Annotated in this window: 28 protein-coding genes; 27 read left to right on the forward strand and 1 reads right to left on the reverse strand. The window is 62.0% G+C overall.

Going from position 1 to position 26,481, the window contains the following annotated elements; translation table 11 throughout:
- From AB5Y93_RS19505 to AB5Y93_RS19550, 10 genes are all read left to right on the forward strand, one after another.
- The coding region (locus AB5Y93_RS19505; RefSeq protein ID WP_368228896.1) for a flagellin at window positions 1-93 on the forward strand (93 nt) is incomplete at its 5' end.
- A 113-nt stretch (window positions 94-206) separates the two neighbouring features.
- Entirely contained in the window at window positions 207-1,490 is a 1,284-nt protein-coding gene (gene lafB / locus AB5Y93_RS19510) for a lateral flagellar capping protein LafB (protein WP_214005220.1), read from the forward strand.
- A gap of 39 nt (window positions 1,491-1,529) precedes the next feature.
- The gene (gene lafC / locus AB5Y93_RS19515) at window positions 1,530-1,922 is read left to right on the forward strand and encodes a lateral flagellar export chaperone LafC (RefSeq protein WP_041211804.1); all 393 of its coding nucleotides are present in this window, start codon (window positions 1,530-1,532) and stop codon (window positions 1,920-1,922) included.
- A gap of 120 nt (window positions 1,923-2,042) precedes the next feature.
- The gene (locus tag AB5Y93_RS19520; RefSeq protein WP_041214009.1) at window positions 2,043-2,381 is read left to right on the forward strand and encodes a hypothetical protein; all 339 of its coding nucleotides are present in this window, start codon (window positions 2,043-2,045) and stop codon (window positions 2,379-2,381) included.
- A complete protein-coding gene (locus AB5Y93_RS19525; RefSeq protein ID WP_368230209.1) occupies window positions 2,372-3,421 on the forward strand; it encodes a flagellar hook-length control protein FliK in 1,050 nt (349 codons plus the stop codon). The genes AB5Y93_RS19520 and AB5Y93_RS19525 overlap by 10 nt, the downstream gene beginning before the upstream one ends.
- 39 nt (window positions 3,422-3,460) lie before the next feature.
- Entirely contained in the window at window positions 3,461-3,919 is a 459-nt protein-coding gene (lafF, locus tag AB5Y93_RS19530) for a lateral flagellar basal body-associated protein LafF (protein WP_041211801.1), read from the forward strand.
- Between the two features lie 5 nt (window positions 3,920-3,924).
- The gene (gene lafS, locus AB5Y93_RS19535; RefSeq protein ID WP_045522170.1) at window positions 3,925-4,635 is read left to right on the forward strand and encodes a lateral flagellar system RNA polymerase sigma factor LafS; all 711 of its coding nucleotides are present in this window, start codon (window positions 3,925-3,927) and stop codon (window positions 4,633-4,635) included.
- A 50-nt stretch (window positions 4,636-4,685) separates the two neighbouring features.
- Window positions 4,686-5,543: a lateral flagellar motor stator protein LafT gene (lafT, locus tag AB5Y93_RS19540; RefSeq protein WP_041211799.1), complete on the forward strand. Its 858-nt coding sequence runs from the start codon at window positions 4,686-4,688 to the stop codon at window positions 5,541-5,543.
- Window positions 5,543-6,490, forward strand: coding sequence for a lateral flagellar motor protein LafU (gene lafU, locus AB5Y93_RS19545; protein ID WP_045522169.1), 948 nt, complete (start codon window positions 5,543-5,545; stop codon window positions 6,488-6,490). The genes lafT and lafU overlap by 1 nt, the downstream gene beginning before the upstream one ends.
- Window positions 6,477-6,935 (forward strand): hypothetical protein, encoded by a 459-nt coding sequence (locus tag AB5Y93_RS19550; RefSeq protein ID WP_324046096.1) that lies wholly within the window; start codon window positions 6,477-6,479, stop codon window positions 6,933-6,935. Before lafU ends, AB5Y93_RS19550 begins: the two co-directional genes overlap by 14 nt.
- Here AB5Y93_RS19550 and AB5Y93_RS19555 read toward each other — a convergent pair.
- Entirely contained in the window at window positions 6,871-7,728 is an 858-nt protein-coding gene (locus AB5Y93_RS19555; RefSeq protein ID WP_104453214.1) for a lytic transglycosylase domain-containing protein, read from the reverse strand. The genes AB5Y93_RS19550 and AB5Y93_RS19555 overlap by 65 nt on opposite strands.
- Window positions 7,729-7,983: 255 nt before the next feature.
- Here AB5Y93_RS19555 and AB5Y93_RS19560 point away from each other — a divergent pair, with 255 nt between their 5' ends.
- From AB5Y93_RS19560 to AB5Y93_RS19640, 17 genes are all read left to right on the forward strand, one after another.
- A complete protein-coding gene (locus tag AB5Y93_RS19560) occupies window positions 7,984-8,280 on the forward strand; it encodes a hypothetical protein (protein ID WP_368230211.1) in 297 nt (98 codons plus the stop codon).
- 238 nt (window positions 8,281-8,518) lie between these two features.
- Complete coding sequence (mraZ, locus tag AB5Y93_RS19565; protein ID WP_039040489.1) at window positions 8,519-8,977, forward strand: division/cell wall cluster transcriptional repressor MraZ; 459 nt, start codon at window positions 8,519-8,521, stop codon at window positions 8,975-8,977.
- Window positions 8,978-9,916, forward strand: a complete 939-nt coding sequence (gene rsmH / locus AB5Y93_RS19570) for a 16S rRNA (cytosine(1402)-N(4))-methyltransferase RsmH (RefSeq protein WP_042015088.1) — start codon at window positions 8,978-8,980, stop codon at window positions 9,914-9,916.
- 3 nt (window positions 9,917-9,919) lie between these two features.
- Entirely contained in the window at window positions 9,920-10,234 is a 315-nt protein-coding gene (gene ftsL, locus AB5Y93_RS19575; protein WP_010675842.1) for a cell division protein FtsL, read from the forward strand.
- Window positions 10,231-11,997, forward strand: coding sequence for a penicillin-binding transpeptidase domain-containing protein (locus AB5Y93_RS19580; protein WP_368230213.1), 1,767 nt, complete (start codon window positions 10,231-10,233; stop codon window positions 11,995-11,997). The genes ftsL and AB5Y93_RS19580 overlap by 4 nt, the downstream gene beginning before the upstream one ends.
- Before the next feature lie 95 nt (window positions 11,998-12,092).
- Entirely contained in the window at window positions 12,093-13,577 is a 1,485-nt protein-coding gene (murE, locus tag AB5Y93_RS19585) for a UDP-N-acetylmuramoyl-L-alanyl-D-glutamate--2,6-diaminopimelate ligase (RefSeq protein WP_182721734.1), read from the forward strand.
- Window positions 13,574-14,929, forward strand: coding sequence for a UDP-N-acetylmuramoyl-tripeptide--D-alanyl-D-alanine ligase (murF, locus tag AB5Y93_RS19590; RefSeq protein WP_368230215.1), 1,356 nt, complete (start codon window positions 13,574-13,576; stop codon window positions 14,927-14,929). Before murE ends, murF begins: the two co-directional genes overlap by 4 nt.
- The gene (gene mraY / locus AB5Y93_RS19595) at window positions 14,923-16,005 is read left to right on the forward strand and encodes a phospho-N-acetylmuramoyl-pentapeptide-transferase (RefSeq protein ID WP_010675838.1); all 1,083 of its coding nucleotides are present in this window, start codon (window positions 14,923-14,925) and stop codon (window positions 16,003-16,005) included. Before murF ends, mraY begins: the two co-directional genes overlap by 7 nt.
- Before the next feature lie 3 nt (window positions 16,006-16,008).
- The gene (gene murD, locus AB5Y93_RS19600) at window positions 16,009-17,292 is read left to right on the forward strand and encodes a UDP-N-acetylmuramoyl-L-alanine--D-glutamate ligase (protein ID WP_041211794.1); all 1,284 of its coding nucleotides are present in this window, start codon (window positions 16,009-16,011) and stop codon (window positions 17,290-17,292) included.
- The gene (ftsW, locus tag AB5Y93_RS19605; protein ID WP_010675836.1) at window positions 17,289-18,473 is read left to right on the forward strand and encodes a cell division protein FtsW; all 1,185 of its coding nucleotides are present in this window, start codon (window positions 17,289-17,291) and stop codon (window positions 18,471-18,473) included. The genes murD and ftsW overlap by 4 nt, the downstream gene beginning before the upstream one ends.
- Window positions 18,470-19,537, forward strand: coding sequence for an undecaprenyldiphospho-muramoylpentapeptide beta-N-acetylglucosaminyltransferase (gene murG / locus AB5Y93_RS19610; RefSeq protein ID WP_368230217.1), 1,068 nt, complete (start codon window positions 18,470-18,472; stop codon window positions 19,535-19,537). Before ftsW ends, murG begins: the two co-directional genes overlap by 4 nt.
- A 110-nt stretch (window positions 19,538-19,647) precedes the next feature.
- Window positions 19,648-21,102 (forward strand): UDP-N-acetylmuramate--L-alanine ligase, encoded by a 1,455-nt coding sequence (gene murC, locus AB5Y93_RS19615; RefSeq protein ID WP_041211792.1) that lies wholly within the window; start codon window positions 19,648-19,650, stop codon window positions 21,100-21,102.
- 97 nt (window positions 21,103-21,199) lie between these two features.
- The gene (locus tag AB5Y93_RS19620) at window positions 21,200-21,952 is read left to right on the forward strand and encodes a cell division protein FtsQ/DivIB (RefSeq protein ID WP_029314839.1); all 753 of its coding nucleotides are present in this window, start codon (window positions 21,200-21,202) and stop codon (window positions 21,950-21,952) included.
- Entirely contained in the window at window positions 21,933-23,192 is a 1,260-nt protein-coding gene (gene ftsA / locus AB5Y93_RS19625) for a cell division protein FtsA (protein ID WP_010675832.1), read from the forward strand. Before AB5Y93_RS19620 ends, ftsA begins: the two co-directional genes overlap by 20 nt.
- A 39-nt stretch (window positions 23,193-23,231) precedes the next feature.
- Window positions 23,232-24,383, forward strand: coding sequence for a cell division protein FtsZ (gene ftsZ / locus AB5Y93_RS19630; RefSeq protein ID WP_005305686.1), 1,152 nt, complete (start codon window positions 23,232-23,234; stop codon window positions 24,381-24,383).
- A 102-nt stretch (window positions 24,384-24,485) separates the two neighbouring features.
- A complete protein-coding gene (gene lpxC / locus AB5Y93_RS19635; RefSeq protein ID WP_010675831.1) occupies window positions 24,486-25,409 on the forward strand; it encodes a UDP-3-O-acyl-N-acetylglucosamine deacetylase in 924 nt (307 codons plus the stop codon).
- A 140-nt stretch (window positions 25,410-25,549) separates the two neighbouring features.
- On the forward strand, window positions 25,550-26,455 hold the full coding sequence (locus tag AB5Y93_RS19640) for a M23 family metallopeptidase (protein WP_039040495.1): 906 nt from the start codon (window positions 25,550-25,552) through the stop codon (window positions 26,453-26,455).
- Window positions 26,456-26,481 lie beyond the last annotated feature (26 nt).

The raw sequence follows: 26,481 nt of genomic DNA on the forward strand, positions 1-26,481 counted from the left end.
ATGACCAAGAACCAGATGCTGATGCAGGCTGGCATGTCCGTGCTGTCCAACTCCAACCAGATGACCGGCATGGTGACTTCCCTGCTGCGTTGATGGTTTGTCGGGCCGCCCCGAGAGGGGCGGCTCTTGTTTGACAACCGCTTGCCGGTTGGAAAGGGCCGAGCCGGTCTTTTCCAACGGGCATGCCACCGAATAAGGGGAGAAAGATGCAAATAGATCCGGCCAGCACGGCGATGCAACTGGTTGCCGTCGAGCGCCAGAACATGGACAAGCTGCTGAAGAAGCAACTGGACAGCGTCAAGGCGCAGCAGAGCGCCATCAGCAGCCTCACCACCAAGCTGTCGAGTTTCCAGACCCTGCTCAAGGATCTGAACAAGGCGAGCAGCCTGCAGGCTCAGAAGGCCACCCTGTCCCAGGAAGGACTCATGACGGTGACGAGCAACGGCAAGGCCAGCTCGGGTCAGTACAGCTTCTTCGTGGAGCAGCTTGCCCAGTCCCATCAGGTCGGCTTGCAGCTTGACAGTGACACGGCACCGCTGCCGGCAGACGGCGTCTTCTCCCTGACGGTCAAGGGCAAGACCCTGGACATCGACCTAGCCTCCCTCCCGACTGGCGCCACCGTCAAGGATCTGGTCTCCCAGATCAACAATGCCAAGGACAACCCGGGGGTGAAGGCGACCCTGGTACGCACCGACGGCAAGGTCAGCATGGTACTGACCAGCAAGGAGAGCGGCGTGGAGAACGCCATCACCCTGGGGTACAGCGGGGATGGTGCCAATGCCCTCGGAGTGGCGATGGCCGGCAAGACGGACATCACCCAGGCGCAAGACGCCAAGCTGCGCATGGGGGGGGATAACCCTCTCACCATCACCTCTGCCAGCAACAAGATAGAGAACGTGGTGGATGGCCTGACGTTCCAGCTGACCAAGGCGCAAAAGGCGGATGACGCTCCGCTGCTGGTCACGGTGGATCAGGACAAGGAGGCGGTTACCGGCTCCCTCAAGAAGTTTGTCGACAGTTACAACGAGCTGGTGGACGAGCTGGCCAAGATGACCTCCAGCGATCCCAAGGCGCCGGGAGCCCTCTCCTCCGACAGCGGGGTACGCAGCCTCAAGAGCGTGATTGCCCGCAGCGTGCGGGAGTTGCCCGATGATCTGACCCTGGGGAGCCTGGGGATCAAGACCGACAAGGCGGGCAAGCTCTCCTTCAACGAGACCGACTTCAACAAGGCGCTGGAGAAGGATCCCGAGCTGCTCGGGAAGGCACTCATGGGCGACGATGGTCTGCTCAAACGGATGAGTAATGCCCTGGACCCCTATACCAAGCGGGACGGTGCACTCAAGGGACGCAAGACAGGTCTTGAAGCGAACGAGAAGCGGGTGAATGAGCGGATGGAGGCGCTGGATCGGCGCATGGATTCCGCGTATAAGCGCTACCTCAATCAGTTCACCACCATGAACCAGATGTTGCAGACCATGGGCGGCTTGTGAGACGGCTAGCCCGTAACACTTTGAATAAGCGAGTTTTTCATGTTTGAACCCCAAGAAGGCTATGACGCCTACCAGTTCGCCGCCACCCAGGCCAAGGCAGCGAGCGCCGATCCGCACCAGCTGGTGCTGATGTTGATGGATGGCCTGCTCGACGAAATAGCCAGGGCCGAGGGCCACATTCTGGCCAGGCAGTACGAGCGCAAGGGGCAGTCCATCAACAAGTGTCTGCAGATCCTGGGAGGGCTCGACAGTGCCCTCGACATGGACAAGGGCGGGGAGCTGGCCAGCAACCTGCACCGTCTGTACGACTACTGCGGCCAGCGGCTGTTCGAGATCAGTGTGGCCAACGATGTCGCGGGCTTTGCAGAGGTGCGTCGCATCCTGCTGGAGCTGAAAGAGGGTTGGGAAGCGATGGCCCGCCATCCCCGTTGATGCGGAAATCCACCTTCCTCATGGGGCAAAGGTCGGAACTAACGTATTGAAATATAATGTTTATATATTTGGCCTGCTCCTTGCTTGCCCGCAAGGTCGTCCTATTTTGAGGCCATCATCATGTCCATGACAGGAGCCGTGCCCCCCGGTGCGGAACGCGAGACCCGTCAGCGCCAGCTCCTGGGGCTCGGGCGTCTTATCTTGCAGCAGGCCCGCGCCGGACAGTGGGATGCGGTGCGGCTGGCGGATCAGCGTCTGGCCCAGCTGGTGGCGCATCTGAACAGCCAGCCTGCATTGTGGCAATCCCTGATGCCGGCCCGGGATCAGGTGCGCCACTGGCATCGGGAAGCCTTCGCGCTCTGTGAGCAGGAAACGGCGCTGCGCAAGCAGGAGTGGGACAGCCTCTCCCGCAAGCGGGAAGGATTGCAGGCCTACGACGAGGCGCAGACATGGGCATGATCCCTCTCCCCGTGGCAGAGACACTGCCCGCTTCTCCATCCGGTGGTTTTACCCGCCTCTCCCGCCAGCCTGACGGGCAGGGGGAAGAGTACCAGCCTCTGGATCTTCCGCAGGAGGCGATGCTTCCTCCGTCCACCGCCCCTTCCGCCCCCGTCGACGAGACGGAGCAGGAGGAGAGCGTCGAAGTGGCTGCGGATGTCGCCGAGCAACTCGCCGCCTTCAACCAGATGCCACCACCTTTTGTCCGACAGGAGGAGGGACGCCTTCCTCCTGTCCGTTTGTCATCGAGTGCCGGCCTTGCTCCCGTCGGTGAGATGCAACCCGCCTCCTCGCCTGTGCTGCGCGCCCTCAGCGGGTTCGAGCGAATGGAAGGGGAGCGGATGCCGGTGCCGCCGGTTTCCGTTGGCAAGGAGAGCCTCCCTCAACCCGCCGGGGATCTGGCCATGCGAATGCTCCAGCCGACTACCCAGGGCGAGCGGCCTGCGACCCGGAGTGCGGCAGTGGTGTTGCCTCTTCCCGGGGAGCCCGCCCCGGAGCGGGAGGCCAGCGTCACCGGATTCAAGGCAATGGCGGGGTTGTCGCCCGCGCTCTCTGCCGCCAGGCCTGCGGAATACCAGTGGGCGCCGGCGCGTCTTGCCGCAAGCGAGGCCCAGTGGGGCCAGCAACTGGTCGATGTGCTCAAAGACAGGGTCGAGCTGCAGGTGAACCATAGCATCAAGCAGGCCCATATCCGCCTCGATCCCCCCGAGCTGGGTCGCCTCGAACTGACCGTGAGGATGGAAGGGGATCGGCTCAACGTGCAGCTCAACGTGACCAACCCGGCGGTGCGTGAAGCCCTGATCCAGTCGATGGAGCGGCTTCGCATGAGTTTGGCTCCCCATCATGCTGGTGGTGTCGAGGTGAACGTGGGCCAGGGGGGAGAGCAGGAGCGGGGGGATCGCTGGCAGCAGGAGAAGATCCTGGCAGGTCGACGACAGTGGCAGGAAGAACAGGACGCATCGGGCAGTGCTGGCCAGGATTGGCTCAACACCCTGGTGTGACATTTCAAGATCTGGCAATAGCGAGAGTGATTTCAAATTATGCGGCGTGTCATGAAGTGGTTGATGGTGATAATGATGGCGCTGTGCCTGCTGGCGGCGCTGGCCTATGGCGCTTATCTCAAGCGGGATACGGTTGCCGTCTGGCTGGGCCTGGCAGAGGCCAAGCCCGAGCTGAGCAAGACGCCGCTGTTCAAACCGATGGAGCGTTTCGTCATCAGCCTGGAGGGGGACAGAGAGCCCCACTATCTGGTGCTGGAGCTGGCGCTGGTCACCCACAATCCCCAGCAACTGGAGACGCTCAACGAGCTGACCCCCCTGATCCGCAATGCCATGGTGCAATATTTCAGCCATCGCTCCCATGAGGCGGTGAAGCAGGAGCTGCAGAACATCTCGGCCCTTCAGACCTCTCTGCTCGGCAAACTGGTGGGAACCCTGGAGGGGTATGGCTACAAGCCCTATCTGGATGAAGTGCTGGTCACCAAGGTCCTGGTGCAGTAGCGAACATGATGGACGCTGGTTGGGATACTCCCTGCGAACTGACCGCCTCCGCTCCCCGCACCGGTGAGCAGGTGATCCTGAGCCGTTATCTGCCTCTGGTGAAGCGGGCAGCCACTCACCTGCGCAGTCAGGTGAGCGCCAGCTTCGATCAGGAGGACATGGAGCAGGTCGGCATGATGGGGCTGCTGGAAGCCTGGCGTCGCTATGGGGGTGAACCGGATGCCCAGTTCGAGAGCTATGCCTTCAAGCGGGTGCGGGGAGCCATGCTGGACGAGCTGCGGCGCCTCGACTGGCGCCCCCGTCAGCTGCGCCAGCAGGTGCACGGTCACAATCAGGTACAGCGGGAGCTGTTCAACCGTCTGGGGCGCAACCCGACCGAGCAGGAACTGGCACAGGCGCTTTCCTGCACCGTCGAGGAGGTGCGCCAGCTCGCCTATGCGAGCCAGGCCGAGGCGTTGCAGAGTCTGGAGGAGTGGCTGGAGAACGGAGGCAGGGCGCCCGCATCCGAGTCTGACGATCAGGATCTGGCCATGACCCTTGGCAAGGTGCTCGGCACCCTGGACAAGCGTGAACAGCTGCTGCTTTCCCTCTATTACCAGCAGGAATTGAACATGAAGGAGATTGCACTGGTGCTCGGGTTGACCGAGTCGCGGGTGTGCCAGCTCCACAAGCAGTGCGTCCTTCAGCTCAAGCAGCGATTGGTCGACTCCATATAGTTATGCCTCTCCCCGCGGGGGGAGTCTTGTTGATTTCTGCGGGAGCATCCATGCAAAAACAGATTGGTCTTGGTGTCATTTTCGTGTGTGTGATCGGCGGCTTCATGATGGCCGGGGGGCGCCCCATCGCCCTGTGGCAGCCTGCCGAACTCATCATCATCATAGGGGCGGCGGTCGGCTCCATGTTCCTTGGCAATTCCAAGGAGGTGATGCATGAAATGTGGCGCCAGATGAAGCTTTGCTTCAAGTCCAACAAGGACGAGAAGGAGATCTATCGCGAACTGCTGACTCTGATGCACCAACTGCTGGAAGAGACCCGCAACAAGGGGATGAAGGCGCTGGACGAGCACGTGGAGAATCCGCAGCAGAGCTCCGTCTTCCTCATGTATCCCCAGGTATCGGAAGATCCGCAACTGCTGGGCTTCATCATCGACAACCTGCGTCTGCTGGGTATGGGCAAGATCACGCCTCATGAGCTCGACACCATACTGGAGCAGGAGATCATGGCCATCGAGGAGGACATGCTCAAGCCCGCCCATGCGCTGCACAAGACCGGGGAGGCCTGCCCCGGCTTCGGGATCCTGGCGGCGGTGATGGGGATCATCATCACCATGCAGCAGCTCGACGGCCCCCTCAGCAACATAGGCGTGCACGTGGCGGCCGCCCTGGTGGGCACCTTCATCGGCATCTTCCTCTGTTATTGCCTGCTGGAGCCCATCAGCAATGCCATGGAGGAGATGGTCAAGCGCCGCATCGGCATGCTGATGTGCATCAAGTCGATCCTGATCGCCCAGCTGCGGGGCAAGACGCCGCTGCTCTCCGTCGATTCCGGCCGCAAGATGCTGGAGCCTGACGTGAAACCCAGCTTCCTCGAACTGGAAGACTGGGTGACCAACAGGGCCATGTGATGCGCAACCACGAGCAGATCGTCATCAAGCGCCAGCAGCGGCGCAGCAGCGCTCCCAAGGGGGGTGGTGCATGGAAGGTGGCCTTCGCCGACTTCACCCTGGCCATGATGGCCTTCTTCATGGTGCTCTGGATCCTGGCCGTCTCCAGCCAGGAGGAGCGTGATGTGGTGGCCAGCCGTCTACGCGACTACAGCATCATGGACAGCGAGGCCAATCCCTTCGATATCCGCAACAGTCCCTATCCGGTGGATCTTGGCGGCAACCCCTCGGTACTGGAGGAGTTGAGTCCCCAGTTCGTGGAGGAGGGGCAGCGTATGCCCAGACACATGGAGCGTGACCGCAGCATCTTTACCGATGGCGCCAAGGGAGGCTATGAGAGCCTGCTGGCGGGCAAGATTGAGGGAGAGAAGCAGATGGCGCAGTTGGCCGGTTTCATCGGGTCCATGGCGGATCAGATGCAGGCCAGAAACAACCTGGAGCTGCAATTGGTGCCCCAGGGTCTGCGGATCCTGATCCGCGACGATGACGAGCGCGAGATGTACAGCCGTGGCAGCGCCCGCATCAGCCCCTATTTCCGCCATCTGCTGATGGCACTGGCTCCTGTCTTTCAGCGAGTGGAGAACCGGGTCATGATCTCGGGCCACACCGACAGCACCCCCTTTGCCGGTGACAACTACAGCAACTGGGAGCTCTCCTCCGATCGCGCCATGATGGCGAGGCGTGTCCTGCTTGCTGGCGGCATGCCCCCCGAGCGGGTGGGTCAGGTGGTCGCCATGTCGGATACCATGCTGGACAACACCGCCGATCCCAAAGGCAGCCAGAACCGCCGCATCGAGTTGCTGGTGATGACGACCCAGGCGGAAAAGAGCCTGGAGCAGCTGTTCAGTGCCCAAACCCAAGCCGCCACCCGGACAGCCAAGGACGCCGTTGCCCATGGAAACCCCTGACGCCGATCTGCCCCCCGTGACACCGTTCAAGGATCCCAGGCGCAAACTGCCGCGCTGGTATCTCCATGACGGGACCACGCCCCTGGAATCCCAGAGTTGCGGCATCGCTGCCCGGCTCATGCTTTCCGGCCTGCTGTTCGACAAGCGCATCGGACGGGCGGTGATCAAGGATATCGGACCGGGTGGGGTCGGTTTCCTCGCCCCCGCCCGTTTTACCTTGCCCGATAACGTCAGTCTGTCGTTGTCACCGCGGATCGTGCTGGCGTGTCATATCACCCATCGCAGGGCCATAGGCCAGTACCTCAGCTTCTACGGCGCGCGATGGGTCGATCCTGACTCGGTGGATCTCGCGCCTGTTCTGAGCCACTGGCGCCACTGTTTCATGGCGCCAGCAGAGGGCGAGCCTGCTCCAATCCCAGTGGATCCGGCAACCGCTCAAGAGTGAGGCCTCCCCGCCCCATGTCCAGTCCCCGTGCAGGCATCAACAGCAGGGGATCGTGCAGGCTTTCCAGGGACACGGCCCGCACCAGCTGCGGGCGTGTCTCTTGATGGCGCGGGGCAGGAGGGGCCTTGCCTCCGCCATAAACGATGGGGCAGTCACTCACCTCCCGGGGATCAGGCAATCGCCAGGCGGGATTCCACCGGCTTGCCTCGTTCATGGCAACCCCCCGTTCCATGGCCCACTCCAGCAATGAGCAGCCCCCCGGCTGCCGCCATACCCGGATATTTTCTCCCGCCTGCCAGGGCGGCAGGACAAACCCGTGCTGCGCCGCTCTGTCCAGCAATTGGGAGAGCGCGAGGAAGCGCGCCACATAGAGGCGCGTTTCGGTAGGCAATTGCAACTCCCACACATTGCGTGTCCCGCCGTTGAGCACTGCCTTCAGTACTCTTCCCTCTCCCGCGTTGTAGGCCGCCAGTGCCAGCAACCAGTCCTGCCCGAAGAATTGATGCAGCCAGCCGAGGTAGGAGAGCGCCGCCTCCGTCGCCAATGGCAGGGAGTAGCGGCCATCGAAGCCGTTTGTCATGGGGACGGAGAAGCGGGCTGCGGTATCCGGCATCAACTGCCAGGGCCCGGCGGCGCCCGCCGAGGAGATCACGTCAAGCCGGTAGCTGCTCTCGATCAGGGGCAGCAGAGCCAGCATGGGTGGGAGTTTTCGCGTCTGAACCTGCTCCGTGACCCAGCGGATCATGGGCTGGGACTCGGCGAGCCTCGTCTGCAGGTGGCTGCGCTGGCGCAGCAGAAAGCGGGTCTGCTCGTTGACCAGCTCGGCACCCGGGCCGACAACGGGGGTAGGAAAACCCGCCTGCCAGTGATAATGATCATAGGAGTAACAAACGGCACTGCTCAGTAGCGAGAGCCCGGGGAGAAGGCGCAGGGATATTTTGGCAACAGCGGACAGAGCCTGGCGGGAAAATGATAAAAACACGATGTATCTCAACAGTTTTTGACAATATCTGTCGACTGTTCATGTGGTATCCAGGACGTGATAAGCATGATAACACGAGTAAAAAAGACCCCAAAGGCGGGCAGGGCGATTCAGAAATTTCTGCTTTATCTGATCCTCGTTAATTTTGGTTTGATGTGGCTCTATATCATGTATGCCGACGAGCTGACATTGGGCGCCAATCTACTGCTGACTTTTCTTCTCATCGTCTATAACCTGCTGCTCTGCCAGCTGGTGGTGCTGCGAGCCCGTCGGATAGGGGATGGCTATATCATCTATCCCGTGGTGGGCGTCAGCATTATCCTGTGCGCCGTCGTGCTGTTCCGTTTCATCATTTCCCCGTGAAATCGATTAATTACGAGGCGCAGTTCGCCGGGATGATTTAATTCCCCCATGAATAACTTGTGGAAAATCAATTCATTTAATCGGTAGTCCCATCACGCTGCGTCAATATGTTCCCCATGCTCGAGATCCTTGCTTGAAAAGCCCCCTGCTCGTCCTTAAACTTCATGGTGGAGAAAAGTGGATCAAAGTGGTTTTATTGGGCATCTAGCCCCCATAACTCACCTTCGGGGACTGCAATTTGTTGCGTGGCGCTCACGCCATCAGCCTGGACAGCAAGGGGCGGTTGGCGATTCCGACCAAATTTCGTGATTGGCTGCGCGACGAATGCGACGGCCAGCTGGTCTGCACCATCGACATCGCCCATCCCTGTCTGCTGCTTTATCCCCTGAATGAATGGGAAGAGGTAGAGCGCAAGCTGAAGACCCTTTCCAGCACCAACCCGGCGGAACGCCGCCTGCAGCGTCTGCTGCTCGGCCACGCGGCCGAATGCGAACTGGATGGCAACGGCCGTCTGCTGCTCAGCCAGCCGCTGCGCAGCCATGCCGGGCTGGACAAGAAAGTCATGCTGGTGGGCCAGCTCAACAAATTCGAGCTGTGGGATGAAGCCCGCTGGCAACAACAGATCAACGACGACATCCTGGGCCTGCCCGAGGACGACTGGGCAAGTTCACCACGACTACAGGATTTTTCTTTATAAATGACCCAAGCCGCTGAACACATCACAGTGCTGTTGCACGAAGCCGTCGAAGGGCTGGCCATCAAGCCGGACGGTATCTACGTCGACGGTACCTTTGGCCGGGGTGGTCACTCTCGTCTCATTCTCCAGCATCTGGGCCCGAACGGCCGTCTGATCGCCATCGACCGGGATCCCCAGGCCATTGCCGAGGCGGCCAAGATCCAGGATCCCCGTTTCGAGATCGTGCACGGTCCCTTCTCCGGCATCACCCGTTATCTGACCGAGCGCGGCCTGCTGGGCAAGGTCGATGGCTTCCTGCTGGATCTCGGTGTCTCCTCCCCCCAGCTTGACGATGCCGAACGTGGCTTCAGCTTCATGAAGGACGGCCCGCTCGACATGAGGATGGATCCCACCTCCGGTCAGAGCGCCGCCGAGTGGCTGGCCCGTGCCGATGTGGACGACATCGCCTGGGTGCTTAAAACCTTCGGTGAGGAGCGCTTCGCCAAGAAGATTGCTCGCGCCATCGTACACGATCGGGTGACCGAGCCCTATGTGCGCACCCGCCAACTGGCGGAGATGATTGCCCGGGTCAACCCGAGCAAGGAGAAGGGCAAGCACGCGGCGACCCGCAGCTTCCAGGCCATCCGCATCTATATCAACAGCGAGCTGGACGAGATCGAAACCGCCCTCAACGGCGCGCTGGACGTGCTGGCTCCTCACGGCCGTCTCTCCGTCATCAGCTTCCACTCTCTGGAAGATCGGCTGGTGAAACATTTCATTCGCAAGCACGAGAAAGGTCCTGAAGTACCCCACGGCATCCCCCTGACTGAAGCCCAGCTTGCCGGTGGTCGCAAGCTGAAATCGATCGGCAAGGCGCTCAAGCCTTCCGACCACGAGGTCAATGAAAACACCCGGTCCCGCAGCTCGGTGCTGCGGGTCGCAGAGCGTCTTGCGGAGTAAACGATGAGCGACGTGCGCGTTCACCTCGCCAGGGAGATCGTTGCGGATCTCTGGCGCCACAAGTTGCAGGTCCTGTTGACCGTCGCCGTGCTGGTCACCGCCTTTGCGGTGATCCTGGTGACCAACATGACCCGGGGTCTGACGGCCAAGCAGAACGATCTGATGGCGGAGGAGGACAGGCTCAACATCGAGTGGCGCCACCTCTTGCTGGAACAGGGCACATTGGCTGAGCACTCCCGGGTGGCGAGTCTGGCCATGGACAAATTGCAGATGGCTCGTCCCCTGGTGACCACTGAAAAGGTAATTACACAACCATGACACGCAAGGCGGCCACCAAGGCTCCGGCAAAGGACAAAGCCAAGGCGAAAGCACCCTCACTCTACCCGTGGCGCTTTCGTACCCTGGTTTTCTTCATCGGCATCGCATTTGCGGGGCTGATCCTGCGGCTGGCCTGGATCCAGGTGATCGATCCGGACAGACTGCGCCAGGAGGGGGACATGCGCTCCCTGCGCACCACCTCCACCCAGGCGGTGCGCGGCATGATCACGGACCGCAATGGCGAACAGTTGGCGGTATCCGTGCCGGTCGAAGCGGTCTGGGCCGATCCCAAGACGGTGCATGAGTCCGGTGCCATCCACAACGAGCGTGCCTGGCTGGCACTCTCCGCCGTGCTCAAGCTCGACATCAACACCCTCAAGCATCGCATCGCCAACCCGAGCAAGCGCTTCGTCTATCTGCAGCGGCAGGTGACGCCTGCGGTGGCCGAGTACATCAAGGGGTTGAAGCTGGGGGGCATCTATCTGCGTCCCGAGGCGCGCCGTTTCTACCCGACCGGCGAGATAAGCTCCCACCTGGTGGGGGTGACCAACATTGATGGCAGCGGCATCGAGGGGATTGAGCGCAGCTACAACGAGTGGCTGACCGCGACCCCTGGCGAGATGCGGGTGCGCAAGGACAGGCAGGGCCGCGTCATCGAGCGACTTGGCCTGGTGAAAGAGGGCAAACACGCCAACGATCTGCAACTGAGCATCGATCAGCGGGTGCAGGCGCTGGCCTATCGCGCCCTCAAACGGGCTACCGACGAGAACAAGGCCACCTCCGGCTCCATGGTGATGCTGGATGTGAAGACCGGCGAGGTGCTCGCCATGGTCAACACCCCCTCCTACAACCCGAACAACCGCGGCCAGTACCAGAGTTTCCGGGTGCGAAACCGGGTGGTGACCGATACCTATGAGCCGGGTTCCACGGTCAAGCCATTGATTTTGCTTAGTGCCTTGCAAGCCGGTGTCACCAGCTGGAAGGACTTCATCCCGGGCGGCCCCCTCTTCATCGGGGCCAAGCAGATCCGTGACGTGAGTATCCACAAGGCGACCAACCTGTACGACATCCTGCGCTACTCCTCCAACATCGGCATGTCGCGCATCGCGCTGCGGATGCCGGCCCAGGAGATGATCAACACCCTGAGCATGGTGGGATTCGGCATGGACACCGGCAGCGGCCTGATGGGGGAGAGCAGCGGCATGCTGCCCCAGCGTCGCCGCTGGTCCGACATCGAGCGAGCTACCCTGTCGTTTGGTTATGGTCTGCGAGTGACCCCGCTGCAGCTGGCCTCCGCCTACGCCACCCTGGCCAACAAGGGCAAGCGGGTTCCGCTCTCCATCATCAAGGTGGCCAAGCCGCCCAAGGGTGAGCAGGTCATCGATCACAACAACGCCGCTGCTATGTTGCAGGCGCTGGAGTACGTGGTCAGCAATGCCATTCCCAAGGCCCAGATCCCCGGTTATCGGGTCGGTGGCAAGAGTGGTACCGCCAAGGTGGCCGTGGCTGGGGGCTATGGCAAGGACTACATGGCCTGGTTTGCCGGTTTCGCGCCGGCCAGCAATCCCCGTTTCGTCATGGTGGTGGTGATCAACGAACCCAAGGGGGATGCCTACTACGGCGGTGCCGTGGCGACCCCGCCCTTTGCGGAGGCCATGGGAGGCGTGTTGCAGCTCTTCAACATCCGTCCCGATGCGATCCCGCCCGAGGTACCCGCCAAGCTTGCCCGCACGGAGGCCAACAATGGCGCACCGCGTACTTGACGGGCATCCGGTTTTTTCCATCGGCCCCGCTGCTGTCGGGGCGTTTTCCATGGCGTGTACGAGCGCCCGCATTCCCGCATTTTCGGAGGCTTCCCATGCCGCCCCGCACACTTGATCAACTGATGAGCCGCTTCGGCATCGATGCACCGGCGCTTTCCCTCACCGATCTCCAGCTCGACAGCCGGCGGGTCGGTCCCGGCTCGCTCTTCGTGGCGATTCGTGGCCATCAGGTGGATGGCAGGCGCTTCATCGAACAGGCGGTGGCTCAGGGAGCGACCGCCGTGCTGTTTGAGGAGGACGGAGAATTCGTCCCTCCGGCGACCCAGATCCCCTGCATCGGCATGAGGGATCTTCCCGCTCGTCTCTCCGAGCTGGCCGGTCATTTCTACGGTCACCCTGCGCAAAAGCTGCAACTGGTGGGCATCACGGGCACCAACGGCAAAAGCACCACGGCCCTGCTGGTGGCCAACTGGCGCACCCTGCTGGGGGGCAAGGCCGGGGTCATGGGCACCATAGGCAACGGTCTGTTCGGCGAGCTCATCGAAGCAGAGAACACCACGGGCAGCGCGGTCCAGGTGCAGGCCAATCTGGCCGCCTTGCAGCAGCAGGGGGCTGATCTGGTGGCGATGGAGGTCTCCAGCCACGGTCTGGTGCAGCATCGCGTGGCGGCCCTGCCGTTTGCCTCGGCAGTCTTCACCAACCTGAGTCGGGATCATCTGGACTATCACGGCACCATGGAGGCCTATGCCGCCGCCAAGGAGGAGCTGCTGAAGCTGGTGGATGAGCCTTGCGCCGTCATCAACGCCGATGACCATCTGGGACGGCAATGGCTGGCGACCTATCCCGGTGCGGTGGCCTTCGGGGTTCATGGTCCGATTGAAAACCATGCCGGACGACAACTGACGGCGCAGGATCCCCATTTCCACCAACAAGGTTTCGATACGCGCATTAACTCCAGCTGGGGGAATGGTGTATTATCCGCCCCCTTGCTCGGCCGCTTCAACGTCAGCAACGTGCTGGGCGCCATGGGCGCCATGCTGGTGCTCGGCTACGACTTCGATGACCTGCTGGCGACGGCCCCCAGACTGCAACCGGTGACCGGTCGCATGGAGTGCTTCGGCGGTGGCGATGCGCCGCTCGCCGTGGTCGATTACGCCCACACCCCGGATGCGCTGGAGAAGGCATTGCAGGCCCTGCGGGTGCACTGTCACGGCCGGCTTTGGTGCCTGGTGGGATGCGGCGGCGACAGGGATCGCGGCAAGCGTCCCATGATGGCTGCCATGGCGGAGCAGCATGCGGACTGCGTGATCCTGACCGACGACAATCCCCGTACCGAGGAGCCGGCCCGGATCATGGCCGACATGGTGGCGGGCCTTCGCGATCCTGGCGCCGTGCAGATCGAGCACGACAGGACCAAGGCAATCCAGTTGGCACTGAGTCAAGCGAGCAAAGAGGACATCATCCTGGTGGCCGGCAAAGGCCACGAGGATTATCAGATCATTGGAACCGACAAGCGGCACTACAGCGATCGGGAAACCGTCGCAGCCGCCTTGCACACATTAATGGAGTCATTCAAATGATGACCCTCAGGCTTGCCGACCTGGCGCAGGTTCTCGATGCCCGTCTGATCGGGGGCGACCATGAGATCACGGCGGTCAGCACCGACACCCGTACCCTGGGCGCGGGGGCGCTGTTCGTGGCCCTGCGCGGCGAGCGTTTCGACGCCCACGATTTCTGCGACCAGGCAGTTGCCGCCGGCGCCAGTGCCCTGCTGGTAGAGCGCGAATTGCCGCTGGCCATTCCACAACTGGTGGTGGGCGACACCCTCAAGGGGCTTGGGCGTCTGGGCAGGCTGGTGCGCGAGCGCATCAATCCGAAAGTGCTCGCCATCACCGGCAGCTGTGGCAAAACCACGGTGAAGGAGATGGCGACGGCCATCCTGCGCTGTGAAGGGGAGGTGCTGGCCACCGCCGGCAACTTCAACAACGAGGTGGGGGTGCCGCTGACCCTGCTGCGCCTCGAGCCGCAACACCAGTTCGCGGTGATGGAGCTGGGAGCCAACCACCCGGGCGAGATCGCCTGGACCACGTCGCTCGCCAGACCCGACGCCGCCATCATCAACAACGTCGCTGCCGCGCACCTGGAAGGCTTTGGCTCCCTGGAAGGGGTGTTCCATGCCAAGAGCGAAATCTTCGAAGGGTTAGGCGAGGGCGGCACCGCCATCGTCAATGCCGACAACGAGTTCTGGCCGAAGTGGCGTGAAAAGGGCATCCAGTGCGCCTTCTCCCTCGAGGATCAGCGTCAGCCGTTCCACGCCCGCGACATCGTGCTCAACGAGCAGGGTTGTGCCGGGTTCGTGATGGTGACGCCCCAGGGAGAGGTGAACCTGACTCTGGCCATTCCGGGTCGCCACAACGTGGCCAACGCCCTGGCTGCTGCCGCCGGGACTCTGGCGCTGGGCGCATCGCTTGCGTCCGTCAAGGCGGGGCTGGAGCAGATGGCGCCGGTCAAGGGCCGTTTCTGCGTACAACGCTGGGGTGGCCTCACCCTGGTGGATGACACCTACAACGCCAGCGTGGAGTCCGTGCTGGCGGGTATCGATGCCCTGACCGCCATGAACGGCTACAAGGTGCTGGTATTCGGTGACATGAAAGAGTTGGGTGAGGAGTCCGCCGCGCAGCATGCCCGGGTCGGACACCACGCCCGTGAGCAGGGCCTCGATGCCGTGCTGACCGTAGGGGAACAGAGTCGCCACACCGCAGATGCCGCGGCTGGCCGACATTTCGCTAACAAGGCGTCGTTGTTTGAAGTGCTTGCGCAAATGATAAAGACACATCAGGAAATTTCGATTCTGGTCAAGGGCGCCCGTGGCTCCCGCATGGAAGATATCGTCGAGATGGTCAAGGGCCATCAGGAGTCAGCCACATGCTAGTCTGGCTGGCGGAACTGCTCACCCCGCACTTCACCTTCTTCAACGTCTTCTCCTACCTGACGTTTCGCGCCATCCTGTCGATCATCACCGGTCTGGTGGTGGCGCTCTGGATGGGGCCGCGCCTCATCCGTCGGCTGCAGATCATGAAGTTCGGCCAGGTGATCCGCAACGACGGTCCCGAATCCCACCTCAGCAAGAAGGGCACCCCGACCATGGGCGGCCTGATGATCATTGCCGCCATCTTCACTTCTGTGCTGCTCTGGTGCCGCCTCGACAACCCCTATGTCTGGCTGGTGCTGTTCGTGCTGGGGGCCTATGGTGCCATCGGCTTTGCCGATGACTATCTCAAGGTGGTGCGCAAGAACACCGATGGCCTCATCGCCCGCTGGAAGTACTTCTGGCAGTCCGCCGTCGCGCTGGGTGTGGCAGTCTTCCTCTACGCCACGGCCACCCACGATGGTCAGACCCAGCTGGTGGTCCCCTTCCTCAAGGATGTGATGCCCCAGCTCGGCCTGATGTTCATCCTGCTGACCTACTTCGTCATCGTCGGTACCTCCAACGCGGTCAACCTGACCGATGGCCTGGATGGCCTCGCCATCATGCCCACCGTGATGGTGGCGGGGGGCTTCGCCCTGATCGCCTGGGCGACCGGCAACGTCAACTTCGCGAACTACCTGCACATTCCCTACGTGCCCTACACTTCCGAGCTGGTGATCGTCTGTACCGCCATCGTGGGCGCGGGCCTGGGTTTCCTCTGGTTCAACACCTACCCGGCCCAGGTCTTCATGGGGGACGTGGGTTCCCTGGCCCTGGGCGGCGCGCTCGGTACCATAGCCGTGCTGGTGCGCCAGGAGTTCCTGCTGGTGATCATGGGGGGCGTCTTCGTGATGGAGACCGTCTCGGTGATCCTGCAGGTCGGATCCTACAAACTGCGCGGCGTGCGGATCTTCCGCATGGCCCCCATCCATCACCACTATGAGAAGAAGGGCTGGCCGGAGCCGCGCGTCATCGTGCGCTTCTGGATCATCACCCTCATGCTGGTGCTGCTTGGCCTCGCCACCCTGAAGGTGAGGTAAGCCATGGTCATCATCATCGGACTCGGCAAAACCGGACTCTCCTGCGTCGATTACTTCCTCGACCGCGGCGTCACGCCGCTGGTGATGGACACCCGTGCCAATCCGCCGGGCAAGGACGAGCTTCCCCCCGAGGTGGAGCTCATCCACGGGCTGGACGCGGAGCGGCTCAAGCAGGCGCACATGATAGTGGCGAGCCCGGGCATCGCCCTGGCGACTCCGGAGTTGAAGGCCGCCGCCGAGTTCGGGGTGCGCATCGTCGGTGACATCGAACTGTTCGTGCGTGAAACCCAGACGCCCGTCATCGCCATCACCGGCTCCAACGGCAAGAGCACGGTCACCACCCTGGTGGGTGAGATGATCGCCGAGGCGGGACTCAAGGTCGGTGTGGGGGGCAATATCGGCACCCCGGCGCTGTCGCTCCTCAAGCAGCCCATGGATCTCTGCGTGCTGGAACTCTCCAGCTTCCAGCTCGAGACCACCTACAGCCTGCGGGCCGCAGCCTCCGTGGTCCTGAACCTCAGTGAAGATCATATGGATCGCTATGCCGGCATGGCGGATTACCGCGCCGCCAAGATGGAGATCCATCAGCACTCCCAGCACATCCTGATCAATCGCGACGATCCCCAGACCCTGCCCGATGTGGGTCAGGTGTGGCAGAGTTTCGGCCTCGACTGCAACGGCTACGGTCGCTGCGAGCTGGAGGGCCGTCACTGGCTGACTTTGCACGGCGAGCCGCTCCTTGCGGTGGACGAGATGAAGATAGTGGGTGCCCACAACCAGGCCAATGCCCTGGCGGCCATGGCCCTGTGCGATGCGGTGGGCATTCCCCGCGAGGCACAACTTGCCGTGCTGCGCCGCTTTGAAGGCCTGCCTCACCGTGCCCGCTTCGTGCGGGAGGTAAATGGGGTGCGCTGGATCAACGACTCCAAGGCCACTAACGTGGGGGCGACCCTGGCCGCCGTGGCCGGGGTGCGTGAAGCGGTCAAGGGCCGCCTGCTGCTGCTGGCCGGTGGCCAGGGCAAGGGGCAGGACTTCGGCCCGGTGCAGGCGCTGCTCGGCAGCCAGATCGATCACATGTACTGCTTTGGTCAGGATGCCGAGGTGCTGCTGGCCCTGGGCGAACAGACCGAGCGGGTTGCCGATCTTGACGCTGCTGTCGCCAAGGCGGCGGTCGATGCCAGGCCCGGTGACTGGGTGCTGCTGGCGCCGGCCTGTGCGAGCCTGGATCAGTTCAAATCCTTTGAAGCGCGCGGCGATCGCTTCACCGAACTGGTGATGGGCTTATGAACGCCCTGCGCGTGGTTGCGGGATTCTTGCAGCGCTGGTTGCTACCGGCGCGCCCCGCCGGTCTCTACGATCGGCAGCTGGTGGTACTGGCTCTCGCCCTGATGGGCGTCGGGCTGGTGATAGTGGCGTCAGCTTCCATTCCTGAGGGGATCGCCATCAACAACGATCCCTTCATGTTCGTGAAGCGCCACGGCATGTTCCTGGTGATGGCGCTGGGTATCTCCTGGTTCGTGTTGCAGGTACCCATGGCACGCTGGCAGCACTACAACGGCCCCATGTTGTTGCTGGCCATCGTGCTGCTGGTGATGGTGTTGTTGGTGGGCCGCAGCGTCAACGGTTCGGTACGCTGGCTGCCGCTTGGCCCCTTCAACTTGCAGCCGGCTGAGTTCGGCAAGCTGGCGCTGTTCGTCTATCTGGCGGGCTATCTGGTGCGCCGCCAGAGCGAGGTGCGCGAACGCTTCATCGGTTTCATGAAACCCATGGCGGTGCTGTTCGTGGTGGCCATCCTGCTGCTGGCCCAGCCGGATCTCGGGTCAGTGGTGGTGATGTTCGTCACCTCCCTCGGGATGCTGTTCCTGGCCGGTGCCCGGCTGGTGCAGTTCATCGGTCTCATCCTGGTGGGGGTGAGCGCCGTGGTGACCCTGATCATCGCGGAGCCCTACCGGATGCGGCGGGTGACCTCCTTCCTCGACCCTTGGGCCGATCCCTTTGGCAGCGGCTATCAGCTGACCCAGTCCCTGATGGCCTTTGGTCGGGGGAGCTGGTTTGGCGAGGGGCTCGGCAACTCCATCCAGAAGATGGAGTACCTGCCGGAGGCCCACACCGACTTCGTGTTCGCCATTCTGGGCGAAGAGCTGGGCTACGTGGGGGTGCTGGGCGCGCTCTTCCTGATTTTTGCGCTGGCGGTGAAGGCGCTCAAGCTGGGTCACCAGGCGCTGGTGGCCGAGCGGCTCTATGAAGGTTATCTGGCCATCGGCATCGGCATCTGGTTCAGCTTCCAGACTTTCGTCAACGTCGGTGCCGCCAGCGGCATGATGCCTACCAAGGGGCTGACCCTGCCGCTGGTCAGTTATGGCGGCTCCAGTCTCATCATCATGATGGTGGCGGTGAGCATGTTGATTCGTATCGATTTCGAGTTGCGCCAGGCGAGTGCCCAGGCGCGCGTGCGGGAGGTTGCGTGAGCAAGACGTTACTGGTGATGGCGGGTGGTACCGGGGGCCATGTGTTCCCCGGCCTGGCCGTCGCCGATCGCCTCAAGGCCCAGGGCTGGATCATCCACTGGCTCGGCACTGCCGACCGGATGGAGGCGGAGCTGGTGCCTGCCCATGGTTATCCCATCTCCTTCATCGACATCCAGGGGGTGCGTGGCAACGGCATCAAGCGTCTGCTCGCGGCGCCCTACCGTGTCATCAAATCCGTGCTGCAGGCCCGCCAGGTGCTCAAGACCATCCAGCCCGATGTGGTGCTGGGCATGGGGGGCTTTGCCTCCGGCCCGGGTGGCGTGGCCGCCTGGCTGTCCGGCATTCCGCTACTGCTTCACGAGCAGAATGCCGCCGCCGGCCTGACCAACAAGCTGCTGGCCCGTATCGCCAGGCGGGTACTGATGGCCTTCCCCGGTGCCTTCGCCCCCAATGCCCGCACCGCCGTGGTGGGCAACCCGGTGCGCCCCGAGGTGGTGGCGCTGCCGGATCCCCAACTGCGTAGCAGCAGCAATCCTCTGCGCCTGCTTGTGGTTGGTGGCAGCCTGGGGGCGCGGGTCCTCAACGAGCAGGTGCCTCCTGCGGTTGCAGCTGCCGGTGTGCCCATCGAGGTGCGTCACCAGTGCGGTAAGGGCAACGGGGAGGCCGTGGCTGCCTCCTATGCCGGACTGGGGGTCGAGGCCGAGGTGAGTGAATTTATCAAGGACATGGCGGATGCCTATGCCTGGGCGGACCTGGTGGTGTGCCGCGCCGGCGCATTGACCGTCTCCGAAGTGGCCGCTGCCGGTGTGGCCGCCATCTTCGTGCCCCTGCCCCATGCGGTGGACGATCACCAGACCCGCAACGCCCTGACCCTGGTCGACGGCGGTGCGGCCGAGTTCCTGCCCCAGTCCGAGCTGACGCCGGCGGCGCTGGCGTCGCGCCTATCCTGGCTCGCCGGGCGCAGGGAAACTCTGTTGAACATGGCCCAGGCCGCGCGCCGGGTCGCCATCATCGATGCTGCCGAACGGGTTGCCGATGAGTGCAAACGGCTCGCCATCGGCTGAGCCAAACGAGATGGAAGGCCAAGATGTGCCGCCAAGGCCCCGCTTCTGTCTTCGAACTGATGAATGTCGCCGAATGAAAATGGCCTGTGGCCGCGAATTGAGAAAGAACTATGACCAAGGTTGAACTGGCAAAACTGCGTACCGTTATCCCCGAAATGCGCCGCGTGCGTCGCATCCACTTCATCGGCATCGGTGGCGCCGGTATGGGCGGTATTGCGGAAGTGCTTGCCAATGAAGGGTATCAGGTGACCGGCTCTGATCTGGCCCGCAACGGGGTGACCGAACGCCTGGCCTCTTTGGGCGCACACATTTTTGTCGGTCACAGTGCCGAGCATGTGGACGGTGCCAGCGTGGTGGTGGTTTCCACCGCCATCAAGCAGGACAACCCCGAGCTGCTGGCTGCCCGCGAGCTGCGTATTCCCGTGGTGCGCCGCGCCGAAATGCTGGCTGAGCTGATGCGCTTCCGTCATGGCATCGCCATCGCCGGGACCCACGGCAAGACCACCACCACCAGTCTGGTGGCGAGCATCTATGCCGAGGCGGATCGCGACCCCACCTTCGTCATCGGCGGTCTGCTCAACAGCGCCGGCACCAATGCCCGCCTGGGCAGCAGCCGTTATCTGATTGCCGAGGCGGACGAGAGCGACGCCTCCTTCCTGCATCTGCAACCCATGGTCTCCATCGTGACCAATATCGAAGCGGATCACATGGACACCTATGGTGGCGATTTCTCCAGGTTGAAGGCCACCTTCATCGATTTCCTGCACAATCTGCCGTTCTACGGCCTGGCCGTGGTGTGCGTGGATGACCCCGTGATCCGCGGCATGCTGCCGGAGATCGCCCGTCCTACCCTCACCTACGGTCTGAGCGATGATGCCGATGTGCAGGTGCTGGACTTCGTGCAGACCAGCAATCGCAGCCGCTTCCGGGTGCGCCGTGCAGGGGCGGGTGAGCTGGAGGTGACCCTGAATCTGCCGGGCATCCACAACGCCCTCAACGCCGCCGCCGCCATCGCGGTGGCAACCGAAGACGGCATCGGCGACGAGGCCATCATCCAGGCACTTTCCAAGTTTGAAGGGGTGGGGCGCCGCTTCCAGCAATATGGCGAGTTTGAAACCGGCCGTGGCAAGGCCATGCTGGTGGACGATTACGGTCATCACCCGAGCGAAGTGAAGGTGACCATCAACGCCGCTCGCGCCGGCTGGCCCGAGAAGCGGCTGGTGATGGTGTTCCAGCCGCACCGCTACAGCCGGACCCGGGATCTCTACGAAGATTTCGCGGATGTGCTTTCCAAGGTGGACGTGCTGGTGATGCTGGAGGTCTATGCCGCCGGTGAGGAGCCCATTCCCGGTGCCGATGGCCGTGCCCTGTGCCGTTCCATCCGCTCCCGCGGCACCCTAGAGCCCATCTTTGTCGCAACGCCGGACGATGTGCCCGCGGTGCTGGCCGACCTGATTGGCGAGGGAGATCTGGTATTGACCCAGGGGGCGGGTAACGTCGGTGCACTGGCCCGTCGTCTCGGCGAGATGAAATTGAGCGTGGATAGCATGAAATCCGGTGCCTGAGGGCCCAATGAGTATTTTGACCGCCAAGCCGAGGCCTATATAATGGCGAACCGGTCTGCAAGTGGCCGGCATGGCGCGTTTTACGGGGATCGATCGGGTGGAGGCAAGGGCACAAGGGCGCACCAAGGGGGGCTTCATCGCCGGGGTGGCATTTTTCATCTTGGTCATGTGGGGGCTCTACCAGACTGCGCTGGATGTTAAAGACTGGCTGACGGATGCCAGTCGGTTGCCCATGAGCGAGCTGTTGCTGCAGGGGCAACACGAATATTTGAAGGCCGATGAATTGCGTGCTGCCGTGCTGGATGGTGCCGAACTTCGCAACTTCTTCGAGCTGGATGTGAACGAATTGCAGGCGCGTCTGAACGCTCTGCCCTGGGTGGCCCAGGTCTCGGTACGAAAGAAGTGGCCGAACAAGATCAAGGTCTATCTCACGGAACAGGATGTGGCTGCTCGCTGGAACGGTAACCGCTTCGTCAACACCAAGGGTGAGGTATTCAGTGCCCCGGACAGGGTGAAGAAGCCCCTGATGCAGTTGTCCGGGCCCGATGATCAGGCCGCCAAGGTGCTGGAAGCCAGCCATCAGTACGAAACGCTGCTGGCGGCCAAGGGATACAAGTTGCTGGGGGTGAATCTGACCCCCCGCCATGCCTGGGAACTGACCCTGGATGGCAACATTCAGCTGTTTGTGGGGCGCTCGGATATCGCGCTTCGTCTGCAGCGGTTTATCGATGCCTTTCCGGTCATCGAGCCCCGTGAGCGGGTTGCTTACGTGGATCTTCGATACGACACCGGGATGGCAGTTGGCTGGAAGAAAAGCGAAGAGAAAGTGAATGACCAACACCGCAGATAGAAATTTGATTGTCGGACTGGATATCGGCACGACCAAGGTGGCGGTACTGGTTGGCGAAGTATTGCCTGATGGCGAACTCAATGTCATCGGCATGGGCAGCCACGCTTCTCGCGGGATGGAGAAGGGCGGGGTCAATGACCTCGACTCCGTGGTCAAGTCCCTGCGCCGCGCGGTGGAAGAGGCCGAGATGATGGCAGACTGCCAGATCAGTTCCGTCTATCTGGGGCTGTCCGGCAAGCACATCGATTGCCGCAACGAGACCGGCATGGTGCCCATCTCCGACGAAGAGGTGACCCAGGAGGATGTGGACAACGTCATCCACACCGCCAAGTCGGTGCGGTTGTCTGACGAGCTCCGGGTGCTGCACGTGCTGCCCCAGGAGTTCGCCATCGACTATCAGGAAGGGATCAAGAACCCGGTCGGCCTCTCCGGCGTGCGGATGGCAGCCAAGGTGCATCTCATCACCTGCCACAACGACATGGCGCGCAACATCGAGAAGTGTGTGGAGAAGGTGGGTCTGCGGGTGGATCAGCTGATCTTCTCCGCCCTGGCCTCCAGCTACGCCGTGCTGACCGAAGACGAGAAGGAGCTGGGTGTCTGCGTGGTGGACATCGGTGGTGGCACCATGGACATGTCGCTCTTTACCGGCGGCGCCCTGCGTCACACCAAGGTGATTCCCTATGCGGGCAGCACGGTGACCAGCGACATCGCCTATGCCTTCGGCACGCCGCCGCTGGATGCGGAGGCGATCAAGGTGCGCTACGGCTGCGCCCTCGGCCGCCTGGTCAGCAAGGAAGACAATATCGAAGTGCCCAGTGTCGGCGGTCGCCCGGCGCGCAGCCTGCAACGGCAGACACTGGCGGAAGTGATTGAACCCCGTTACACCGAGTTGCTCTCCATGGTGAATGACGAGCTGGTGCGGGTGCAGAGCGAATTGAAGGCACAGGGGGTCAAGCATCAGCTGGCCGCCGGTGTGGTCTTGACCGGTGGCGCGGCCCAGATCGAAGGCATTGTGGAGTGCGCAGAGCAGATCTTCCAGAGCCAGGTCCGGGTGGGCGAGCCCATGAATATCCGGGGATTGAGTGACTACGTACAGGCACCGGTGTACTCGACTGCGGTCGGGTTGTTGCAGTACGGCCGCACCAACCAATCCACCGGCAGTAACAAGGAATATGCCGCCAAGGCAAGCGTAGGTGGGCTGGTCAAACGGGTCAGCAACTGGTTGCGTGGCGAGTTCTAAAGATTTTGCTGAGTCAGGCAAATAAAGCGGAGAGACAACATGTTTGAATTTATGGATAGCCACACTGACGAAGCCGTCATCAAGGTGATAGGTGTGGGTGGCGGCGGCGGCAACGCAGTCGAGCACATGGTTCGTCAAAACATTGAGGGTGTCGAGTTCATCACCGTGAACACCGACGCCCAGGCACTGCGCAACTCCAGTGCCAATACCACCTTGCAGATCGGTGGTGGCATCACCAAGGGTCTGGGTGCCGGGGCCAACCCGGAAGTGGGTCGTGACGCCGCCATGGAAGACAGGGAAGCGCTGCGCGAGCTGCTGACCGGTTCCGACATGGTGTTCATCGCTGCCGGCATGGGGGGTGGTACTGGTACAGGTGCTGCCCCGATCGTGGCCGAAGTGGCCCGCGAGATGGGTATCCTGACCGTTGCCGTCGTGACCAAGCCGTTCTCCTTCGAAGGGAAGAAGCGGATGGGCTTCGCCGCTCACGGCATCGAAGAGCTCTCCAAGAACGTCGACTCCCTGATCACCATCCCCAACGATAAGTTGCTGAAGGTGCTGGGTCGCGGCATCTCCCTGCTGGACGCCTTCAAGGCGGCCAACGACGTGCTGCTGGGTGCAGTACAGGGCATCGCCGAGCTGATCACCCGCCCGGGCCTCATCAACGTCGACTTCGCGGACGTGCGTACCGTGATGCGCGAGATGGGTACCGCCATGATGGGTACCGGCTCAGCCTCCGGTGACGACCGTGCCGAAGAAGCGGCCGAGAAGGCCATCTCCAGCCCGCTGCTGGAAGACGTGGATCTGGCCGGTGCCCGTGGCATCCTGGTCAACATCACGGCCGGCATGGACATGACCATCGAAGAGTTCGAGACCGTGGGTAACGCGGTCAAGGCCTTCGCGTCCGAGAACGCCACCGTAGTGGTGGGTACCGTAATCGATCCGGAAATGCACGACGAACTGCGTGTTACCGTAGTAGCGACCGGTATCGGTGCCGAGCGCAAGCCCGACATCACCCTGGTCAAGAACAACATGGTTCAAGAGCGTCCGGCCCGTCAGCCCCTGATCAGCGAAGCCCTGCAGTCTCGCGTGATGGAAGAGGCCCCGGCCAAGGTGGTGAACGCCGAGCCGCAAGCTCGTCGCGAACCGGATTATCTCGATATTCCTGCGTTCCTGCGCAAGCAGGCAGACTAAGCCTCTGATGGCTCTGGTTTGTTTGTTGCTTAAGGATTGTGCTAAGATGGCCCGGCAACGACCATCTGGTCAGGAATTTGAGCTGTTAAAGCGGATACGCCCATGATTAGACAAAGAACCTTGAAAACGAGTGTCCAGGCCACCGGTGTGGGCCTGCATTCGGGCCGGAAAGTCACTATGACGTTCCGTCCGGCGCCTGTTAACACAGGGATCGTTTACTTGCGTACCGATCTGAATCCTGTGGTCGCGCTGCCAGCCAACGCCGATCAGGTGCGTGATACTGTGCTTTGTACCGCTCTGGTGAACGAAGCCGGTGTTCGCGTGTCGACCATCGAACATCTGTCTGCCGCTCTGGCCGGGATGGGGATCGACAACCTCTATGTCGAGGTTGATGCCCCCGAGATCCCGGTAATGGACGGCAGTGCGCATCCGTTCATCTATCTGCTGCAGGAAGTGGGTATTCGTGAACAGAACGCGCCCAAGCAGTTCGTGCGGATCAAGCAGAGCATCCGGGTTGAAGACGGCGACAAGTGGGCGGAATTCCACCCCTATCGCAACGGCTTCAAGATGGATCTCGAGATCGATTTCCAGCATCCGGTGTTTGAAGGCCGCAACCAGCGTTGCGTGCTGGACTTCTCCGGCAGCTCCTTCGTGAAAGAGATCAGCCGTGCCCGTACCTTCGGCTTCATGCGTGACATCGAGTACCTGCGTTCCCAGAACCTGGCACTGGGCGGCAGCCTGGAAAACGCCGTGGTGCTGGATGACTACCGGGTGCTGAACGAAGATGGTCTGCGCTACGAAGACGAGTTCGTGAAGCACAAGATGCTGGATGCCATCGGCGATCTGTACATGTGCAATCGCAGTATCATCGGTGAATTCCGTGCCTACAAGACGGGCCATGCCCTGAACAACAAGCTGCTGCGTGCCCTGCTGGCCCAGCAGGAGGCCTGGGAACTGGTGACCTTCGAGGGTGAGGGCGACAAAGCGCCTATCGCTTACTACGACAACGGTCTGGTTCTGGCCTGATAGCTGTGCAACAGGACGTCGGTCATCTCTCCGCACCGACGTCCTGTCATTTGTTTATTCCATCCTTTAATACCGATTATCTCCCGGTTTTATTGCCCGTGCAGGCCCTTAGCCTCACCTGACCGAGAAGACAGATTTCTATGAGCATTACCCTGATCCTCCACGGTAAGCAGCGCCGCAGGTTGCACTTACCCAAACAACGTCTGGCCTGGGTCGGCGGTATTCTCTTCACTGTATTGGCCTTGGGGGGCGGCTGGCTCTGGCAGAGCTGGCAGCAGAAAATGGAGGCGCTGGAAGTGGCGCTGACCCTGGCGCAGCAGCAAAAATCCACGCAAGGGGCCGATGAAGCCCGCGAACAGCTTGCCATGCTGGCCGCCCAGGTGGGCACCATGCAGGGACAACTTGGTCGCCTCAACGCCCTCGGCGAGCGCCTGACCGAGAAGGCGGACCTCGATCCCGAGGAGTTCAACTTCAAGGAGCTGCCCCCGATGGGCGGCCCTTCCTACGATGCAGACCTGGAAGTCAGCCTGGGTGAACTGCAAGATTCCATGGAACACCTCAGCCGTCAACTCAGCAGCCGCGAAGAACAGCTGTCGGTACTTGAATCCTTCATCATGAACCACCATATCACCGATGCGGGTTTCATCCCCGGCTCACCGGTCAAGCAGGAGCGTGTCTGGATCTCCTCCGGTTTCGGTGGGCGGGTCGATCCGTTCAACGGTCGCGCCAAGATGCACAAAGGGGTGGATTTCCGCGGCAGGCCCGGCACCCCCATCCTGGCGACAGGCAAGGGGATTGTCAGCTGGGCGGGGCGCCATCCGGAGTTTGGCAACATGGTGGAGATTGACCATGGCAATGGTCTGGTCACCCGCTATGCCCACAATTCCAAGTTGCTGGTGGATGTGGGCACCCTGGTCGATGAGGGCCAGAAGATTGCCCTGATGGGGCGAACCGGTCGTGCAACCGGAGTTCATTTGCATTACGAAGTGTTGAAAGATGGTCGTCAGGTCAACCCCGCGCGCTTTCTGAATGCCAGACGGGGTTAGGTTTTTTCTTCAGGTTCCAGTGACGG

Source organism: Aeromonas sp. R10-1, from assembly GCF_040908465.1.
In the GTDB taxonomy this organism is placed as follows: Bacteria; Pseudomonadota; Gammaproteobacteria; order Enterobacterales; family Aeromonadaceae; genus Aeromonas; species Aeromonas caviae.

Excerpts from the sequence above, each read along its gene's own strand:
- AB5Y93_RS19560 (WP_368230211.1), top strand. The coding sequence starts at position 7,984 with ATGATAACACGAGTAAAAAAGACCCCAAAGGCGGGCAGGGCGATTCAG.
- murC (WP_041211792.1), top strand. The coding sequence starts at position 19,648 with ATGACCAAGGTTGAACTGGCAAAACTGCGTACCGTTATCCCCGAAATG.
- AB5Y93_RS19525 (WP_368230209.1), top strand. The coding sequence starts at position 2,372 with ATGGGCATGATCCCTCTCCCCGTGGCAGAGACACTGCCCGCTTCTCCA.
- AB5Y93_RS19640 (WP_039040495.1), top strand. The coding sequence starts at position 25,550 with ATGAGCATTACCCTGATCCTCCACGGTAAGCAGCGCCGCAGGTTGCAC.
- AB5Y93_RS19520 (WP_041214009.1), top strand. The coding sequence starts at position 2,043 with ATGTCCATGACAGGAGCCGTGCCCCCCGGTGCGGAACGCGAGACCCGT.
- lafF (WP_041211801.1), top strand. The coding sequence starts at position 3,461 with ATGCGGCGTGTCATGAAGTGGTTGATGGTGATAATGATGGCGCTGTGC.
- ftsW (WP_010675836.1), top strand. The coding sequence starts at position 17,289 with ATGAACGCCCTGCGCGTGGTTGCGGGATTCTTGCAGCGCTGGTTGCTA.
- murD (WP_041211794.1), top strand. The coding sequence starts at position 16,009 with ATGGTCATCATCATCGGACTCGGCAAAACCGGACTCTCCTGCGTCGAT.
- AB5Y93_RS19580 (WP_368230213.1), top strand. The coding sequence starts at position 10,231 with ATGACACGCAAGGCGGCCACCAAGGCTCCGGCAAAGGACAAAGCCAAG.
- murE (WP_182721734.1), top strand. The coding sequence starts at position 12,093 with ATGCCGCCCCGCACACTTGATCAACTGATGAGCCGCTTCGGCATCGAT.
- ftsZ (WP_005305686.1), top strand. The coding sequence starts at position 23,232 with ATGTTTGAATTTATGGATAGCCACACTGACGAAGCCGTCATCAAGGTG.
- lpxC (WP_010675831.1), top strand. The coding sequence starts at position 24,486 with ATGATTAGACAAAGAACCTTGAAAACGAGTGTCCAGGCCACCGGTGTG.
- lafB (WP_214005220.1), top strand. The coding sequence starts at position 207 with ATGCAAATAGATCCGGCCAGCACGGCGATGCAACTGGTTGCCGTCGAG.
- mraY (WP_010675838.1), top strand. The coding sequence starts at position 14,923 with ATGCTAGTCTGGCTGGCGGAACTGCTCACCCCGCACTTCACCTTCTTC.
- rsmH (WP_042015088.1), top strand. The coding sequence starts at position 8,978 with ATGACCCAAGCCGCTGAACACATCACAGTGCTGTTGCACGAAGCCGTC.
- lafU (WP_045522169.1), top strand. The coding sequence starts at position 5,543 with ATGCGCAACCACGAGCAGATCGTCATCAAGCGCCAGCAGCGGCGCAGC.
- murF (WP_368230215.1), top strand. The coding sequence starts at position 13,574 with ATGATGACCCTCAGGCTTGCCGACCTGGCGCAGGTTCTCGATGCCCGT.
- lafC (WP_041211804.1), top strand. The coding sequence starts at position 1,530 with ATGTTTGAACCCCAAGAAGGCTATGACGCCTACCAGTTCGCCGCCACC.
- ftsA (WP_010675832.1), top strand. The coding sequence starts at position 21,933 with ATGACCAACACCGCAGATAGAAATTTGATTGTCGGACTGGATATCGGC.
- lafT (WP_041211799.1), top strand. The coding sequence starts at position 4,686 with ATGCAAAAACAGATTGGTCTTGGTGTCATTTTCGTGTGTGTGATCGGC.
- lafS (WP_045522170.1), top strand. The coding sequence starts at position 3,925 with ATGATGGACGCTGGTTGGGATACTCCCTGCGAACTGACCGCCTCCGCT.
- ftsL (WP_010675842.1), top strand. The coding sequence starts at position 9,920 with ATGAGCGACGTGCGCGTTCACCTCGCCAGGGAGATCGTTGCGGATCTC.
- AB5Y93_RS19550 (WP_324046096.1), top strand. The coding sequence starts at position 6,477 with ATGGAAACCCCTGACGCCGATCTGCCCCCCGTGACACCGTTCAAGGAT.